We start from the raw sequence: 6,585 nt of genomic DNA, 5'->3' as shown, positions 1-6,585 counted from the left end.
ATATTGGGAGAAGCCTTTCTTAACGGAAAGGCTTTTTTATTTTTAAGGTTTAACCGCAAAGAGCGCTATGATTTACGCAAGGTTCGCAAAGTTTTTTTTATACTTTGCGAACCTTGCGTTTTCACCTTGCGAACTTTGCAGTTAAATCTACACAATCCATTTTGAAATTTGGAATTTTTTAAAATTTTGGAATTTAAATTTCCCTACATTTATATCACAAGAAAGATATTCGATTTACTTCAATGGAACATTCCGGTCAGAAACTAGATAAATACTATATCAAAAAAGTAGATGCTGATAAAAAAAGCATTTACTGTCACCATGATTTGATGGGAGAATTATTTGTGCCTACTCATAAACACGACAAAGCGCAATTGTTATATGCCGAAGGCGATGTGGTTTTTGTAACGACGGAAACCAAAACCTACTTTTTGCCAGCAAGACATTTTATTTGGATTCCGAGTGATGTTGCGCACAGTATTGAACCAAAATCTGAAAGTGTTACAATGCGGAATTTATATTTTCCCGTTGAAAAAGACGAAGATGTATTTTATAAAAGAGAAGGTATCTATCCGGTCAATAATCTTTTATTGCAAATGATGCTTTTTACGAATAGGTGGAATGGTGATCTTAAAAAAGGAAGTCCGAATTTTGCCATTGCCAAAGCGATCAAAGCAATATTACCTCAAATTTGCCTGACCAATTTACCTTTAGAGTTACCACAGCCCAAAGATCCGCGTTTGAGTAAAATTTTGCGACATATAGAGAATAATCTGGGAGAAACAATTCTGTTTGCTGAGGTGGCGCATCAATTTGGGTATAGCGAACGCTCTTTGTATCGCTTGTTTCAGAAAGACCTTAATATGTCATTCATTCAATATTATACCATTCGAAGAATATTAAAAGCTATTGAATTGCTGCTTGACAGAAAACTTTCAGTCAAAGAAGTCGCTCAGGAAGTAGGTTATAGTAGTGTACCGACATTCAGTAATACTTTCTTTAAATTCCTCGGACAAAGACCTTCTGATTACTTAAATGGAGAAGATATCTTGAGAACTAAATAGAAAGTTTTTTGCCCACGGATTTTACTGATTTAACAGATTTCCACGGGTTTATTTTTATAATATCTGCAAAATCAACTTTAATCTTTTTTAAATCTGCGTGAAACCCCAATTTGTTTGATTTTTCACAACTTGTTGTTTTTCAATATTTTAATATATCGTTTTCGAAAAATAAAATTTTAACATTTGTCCGAAATGAATATGTTATTGACTTTTTAGAATTATCAGTCAACGAAAAAATGCAGGAACTTTGCAGTATTAAAATATTTATATATTCATGTTCCTTAAAACAACAAATTCTACAGAAGATTGTTTTCTCAAAATCGTGTTGATATTTATAATCGTATTAACATTCAGTAACGTACAAGCTCAGGAAATTCACTCGGTTTCGTTAAGCGAAGCGTTGAAACTGGCCAAAGAAAACAACAAAAAAATCCTTAGATCTCAATTAGAGACGACGCTCTCAGGGCAAAACATCAAAGAAAGAAAAGAACTCCGTTTGCCGGACATCGAATTAAACGGTGTGTATTCGAGAATTACCAATATTACGGAATTTAAAGGAAGCGGTTTCTTAAAGGATAAAGAAGTAACCAAAGCGATTCCTGAAATTTATGAGGTGAATTCCACTTTTAAAATGCCAATTTATGCCGGAAACAAGATCAATAACGCCATCAAAATTGCCAATCAGGAAAATGAAATTGCCAAAATAAAAAGCGAAAAGACTGAAAATGATATCGAGCTTGAAGTGGTGGCTAATTATCTGGCAATCTATAAAATGATGGAACTTCAGAAGATTTTTGAAGAAAACATCAAAGAAGAAAAAAGCCGATTAAAAGAAGTTCAGTCCCTTCAAAAACATGGAACCGTTACAAAAAACGAAGTTCTTAGGGCAGAATTACAACTTTCGGATCGTGAACTGAACTCCTTGACGAATTCTAAGAATATAAAGATCGCATTGCATGATTTAAAAACGTTGATTCAGCTTCCGGAAAATGAAGAAGTAGCGATTGATACTACGGCCAATATGGATAAAATGAGCGGTCTGGATCCGTATGATTTTTATTTACAAAAAGCTTTTCAGAACGAAGAAATGCGAATCGCCAGTCAGGAATTGAACATCAAAAAAACAGAACTGAAGTTGGTGAAAGGAAATTATTTGCCAACGGTAAACTTCTTCGGGAATTATGGTTTTTATTATCCTAATTACAAATTTTTTCCACCAAATCCGTATTTGTACACTTTAGGGCAAATTGGTATCGAGGCGCATTTTGATCTTTCGGCTTTATATAAAAATAAAACCAAAGTAGAACAGGCTACGACGCAAATCGAATGGCAAAAAATGCAAACCGAAATTATCAAAGATGAAATTCAGGATAAGCTGTTTAAAGAACATACACAATATCAGGAAATCCTTGAGAAGTTTGTGGTGGTTGATAAAGCTTTGGATTTGGCCAATGAAAATTACCGAATCGTAAAGCTGAAATACCTCAATCAATTGGTTTTAATAACCGAAATGGTCGATGCTGATAACGCTTTACTACAGGCCAAATACAACAAGATTTCTACCCGATTAGACGCTATTCTAAAACATTACGAATTGCTTCACACGGCGGGGATAATGCCGGAGGAGATTTAGATTAGAATAAAGAGAATGGAGGCAAGATTTTAGAAGAAAAGAGAATAGAGCATAGAAAATAGAGAAAAGATAATAGAAAAAGATATACAGTTATTATGGTTAAGATAAAAAATGAAACTAAGAGAAACAGAACGTTTCATATATTAATAACAATTATTGCCTGCGTATTGGTGGCAAGCGGAATCATTTTAGGAATTTGGTTTTATGTGTTTAACAGAAACCACGAAGAAACCAATGACGCTCAGGTGGAGCAATATGTAACGCCAATTATGTCGCGAATTACAGGTTATGTGCAGGAAGTTCGTTTTGATGAAAATCAGTTTGTGCATAAAGGAGATACTTTGGTAATTATTGATAACAGAGAGTACAAATCGAAATTGAATGTGGCGCTGGCCGATGTACAAAGTGCGAAACAAAGCAGTGTTGTGGCCGAGAAAAATGTGGCTACAACAGCAAGTTCAACCGCAATTGGAGAATCGCAATTGGCTGCCGCCAAAACGAATCTTTGGAAAACAAAATTAGAATATGAAAGATACCAGGCTTTAGTAAAAGACGAAGCCGCAACCTCGCAACAATTAGAGAAGGTAAAAGCAGATTACGAATCGGCGCAGGCTCATTTTCAGGAAATGCGAGAAAGAATTCAGTCTTCTAATTTAAGCACTTCTCAGGCGCAGGCCAATGTTCCTACGATGCAAACCAATATAGCATCAAAACAAGCTGTGGCAGATAATGCAGCATTGTTTCTTTCGTATACTATAATTACAGCGCCTTATGACGGTTGGGTAGGTAAAAGAACTTTGCAGCCGGGACAATTGGTAAAAGAAGGTCAATCGTTGCTTTCTATAGTAAGCAAAGAAAAATGGATTACAGCCAATTTTAAAGAAACACAATTACAATATTTAACCGTGGGTCAGGAAGTTCGAATTCAGGCCGATGCTTTAAGCGACAAAGAATTTACAGGAATCATAACTTCATTATCTCCTGCAAGTGGCGCAAGATTCTCGCTATTGCCTCCGGATAATGCAACAGGAAACTTCGTGAAAATCGAGCAAAGAATTCCGGTTCGTATTCAGTTGAAAGAAACCGATAAGCACGCCGAATTTTTAAGAGCCGGAATGAACATCACCGTTATCGCCGAACACCAATAAAATGGAAGATAAAAGTATATTTAAATCCTGGGTTCCCAAGTGGGCAATCATTATTATTTTGTTTGTCTGTTTGCTGCATTCCATGATTTTATTGGGAGTTTATACTTCAAACGTAACCTACGCGGCAAGTTTTCTGGACATTGAGCCCGAAGATTTGCAGTTTGCGATGTGTGTTACCTACGGAACTTTGCTGGCCACGATTTTGATCGAAAGTAGATTTTCGAGTTTTTTCCCGGCAAAAAATTATCTGATAGCGGTGTATTCCCTAATCGGGATTACGATTATTTCATCGGCGTATATTACTAATTTTTATCTTTTTTTATTGCTAAGAGTGGCTGAGGGAATCTTAATGGCGCTTCCGGTAATTACGATCAGACAATTATTGATCGAACAGTTTCATTCTAAAAATGCCATTATAATAGGTTTCTCCTTTTATTACGGCTCGTTGTTATTGTCAACGCCATTTATTATGAATATTGCCGTTTGGTTTCTGGATCATTACGATTGGAAATACATGCTGTATGTTTCAGGCGGACTTCAGGTTCTGAATGTCTTTTTGATTCTGGTGACTTTTCGCGGACATAGAATTACAAAGAAAATCCCTTTGTATCAAATCGACTGGATCAGTTATATTTTGGTTCTAACGGCGATTCTCTGCGGTGCTTACTTTTTTGTGTATGCCGAAAAAAAATACTGGTTTGAGTCTTCGCACATGGTTCTAATGCTTGTGATTGCTTTGATAACAGGGGGGTTATTCATCTTTAAAGAGCTTTTGGTAAAAAGACCCACTTTTGATTTCGAAGTATTTAAATACGCCAATCTCCGAATTGGGTTTTTATTGTTCTTCTTGTTTTATATCAGCAGAGCAACATTGAGTCTTTGTCATTCGGCGATGTTTTCGATCTGGAATTGGGATCCATCCCGAGTTGCCGGAGTACAATACATAAACGGACTAGGAAATGCAATAGGGCTTATTTTAGCCGCTTATTTCCTGATGAAATCCGTTTCGACCAAGCTTATTTTTATAATAGGATTTTCGCTTATTGCGTTGTTTCATTTTTGGTTTACGTTTCTTTTTGTGCCCGATGTCGCGTTATCAGATATTATCATTCCTTATATTCTGCAAGGCATCGGTGTCGGATTTTTATTCGTACCCTTAATATTATTCACCACATCATCAGTTCCGGCAAAAATGGCGGTTTCTTCGGGAATTGTTGGGGTTTCAGGACGTTTTTGGGGAAGTACAATTGGGTTTTGTGTGATGCAGAACGCAATGGTATTTTTAAACAAAAAACACTTTCTTAAACTAAGCCAATTTGTAACCGGCGACAATCCGCAAACTCAGGAAACAATAACCAAAACAGTGCAGAGTTTCGCTGCAAAAGGATATTCACTAGACGAGTCGAATGCTCTCGCCTTAAAAAAAGTATTCGGAACCATCACCAAACAATCGACTTTACTGGCCGATATGGAAATTTATACCATTGTAGGTTATGGATTGGTAGTTTTGATTATTCTTATCGCATGCAATCAGCATTTAAGACAAACAATGACTTTGGTAAAAAGTAAGGTTTGGATAGGCTAATGAATTAATCTCGCAAAGTTGCGAAGACGCAAAGTTTTTTTGTTTCACGCAGATTTAAAAAGATTTAAGCAGATATGCGCAGATAATTATTATAATTCATCAAAAAATAAATCTGCTTAAATTCTGCAGAATCTGCGTGAAAAATCCTTTTAATCTTTCTAATCTGTGGTTATAAATGAATCTTTGCGACTTCGCGACTTTGCGAGATTCAAAAAACTCTGCGAGAAACCTCCGCACAACTCTGTGGAAATAATTATCTTGCAACCGTTAAAAAAAACAAAACATACAATGAAGCAGCAATGTGTAATTTTTGATATGGATGGCGTGATTTGTCATACCAATCCGCATCATGCAAAAGCTTTCGAGGCATTTTTCGATAAATATCAAATTCCTCATTCAGAACAAGAGTTTGAAGAGCATATGTACGGAAAACATAATGGTTATATTATGACGCATTTCTTCAAGCGTCCCATTACAGGAGAAGAACTCATAAAACTAGAAGACGAAAAAGAAGGAATGTTTCGGGAGATTTATAAAGACAAAGTCGAAACCATTCCGCATTATTTGGATTTTCTAAGCGAATTGAAATCGCGAGGTTTTAAAACAGCCGTGGCAACATCGGCACCGCGCGCTAATCTTGATTTGATTATGGGAGCGCTAAAATTCGAAGACAAAATGAACTCTGTAATGGCCAGCGAAGACGTAAAATTTCATAAACCTAATCCCGAAGTTTATCTGGAATCTGCAAAACGTGTTGGCATTTCTCCGTCTAATTGTATTGTTTTCGAAGATTCATTCTCAGGCGTTACAGCGGGATTAAATGCCGGAATGAAAGTTGTTGGCGTTTTGAGTACACATACAAAAGAACAACTTCCGCCATGTAGTTTTTACATCAATGATTATAGCGAAGTAAATGTTGATAAGGTCTTGGAGTTATTAAATAGCTAGAATTTTTAAACCATATAAGTGATAAGTTCATTTAAATACAGCCTTTGTCAAAGTTTTAAACTTTGACAAAGGTTTTTTTACGCACAGTTTGTCATTCTGAGAAACGAAGAATCACAGTAGTAATTCGACAAAGATTGACGACATTCTGTATGGAGTTTCTAGTGTGATTTCTCCCTTCGGTCGAAATGACAATATTGGGGTTACATT

The 6,585-nt window shown here is 36.0% G+C and carries 5 protein-coding genes; all 5 read left to right on the top strand.

Annotated features, from left to right (window positions below; genetic code table 11):
* Positions 1–242: 242 nt before the first annotated feature.
* On the top strand, positions 243–1,064 hold the full coding sequence (locus IRZ78_RS25815) for an AraC family transcriptional regulator (protein ID WP_194620442.1): 822 nt from the start codon (positions 243–245) through the stop codon (positions 1,062–1,064).
* A gap of 322 nt (positions 1,065–1,386) precedes the next feature.
* Entirely contained in the window at positions 1,387–2,697 is a 1,311-nt protein-coding gene (locus IRZ78_RS25810) for a TolC family protein (protein WP_229029128.1), read from the top strand.
* 95 nt (positions 2,698–2,792) lie between these two features.
* Positions 2,793–3,845: an HlyD family secretion protein gene (locus IRZ78_RS25805; RefSeq protein WP_194620439.1), complete on the top strand. Its 1,053-nt coding sequence runs from the start codon at positions 2,793–2,795 to the stop codon at positions 3,843–3,845.
* A gap of 1 nt (position 3,846) precedes the next feature.
* Positions 3,847–5,430, top strand: a complete 1,584-nt coding sequence (locus IRZ78_RS25800) for an MFS transporter (protein WP_194620438.1) — start codon at positions 3,847–3,849, stop codon at positions 5,428–5,430.
* Between the two features lie 288 nt (positions 5,431–5,718).
* Positions 5,719–6,378, top strand: coding sequence for an HAD family phosphatase (locus tag IRZ78_RS25795; protein WP_194620419.1), 660 nt, complete (start codon positions 5,719–5,721; stop codon positions 6,376–6,378).
* Positions 6,379–6,585: the final 207 nt, after the last annotated feature.

This window comes from Flavobacterium sp. CSZ (genome assembly GCF_015350725.1).
Lineage (GTDB): Bacteria > Bacteroidota > Bacteroidia > Flavobacteriales > Flavobacteriaceae > Flavobacterium.
This window is presented reverse-complemented; position numbering and strand designations above follow the sequence as displayed.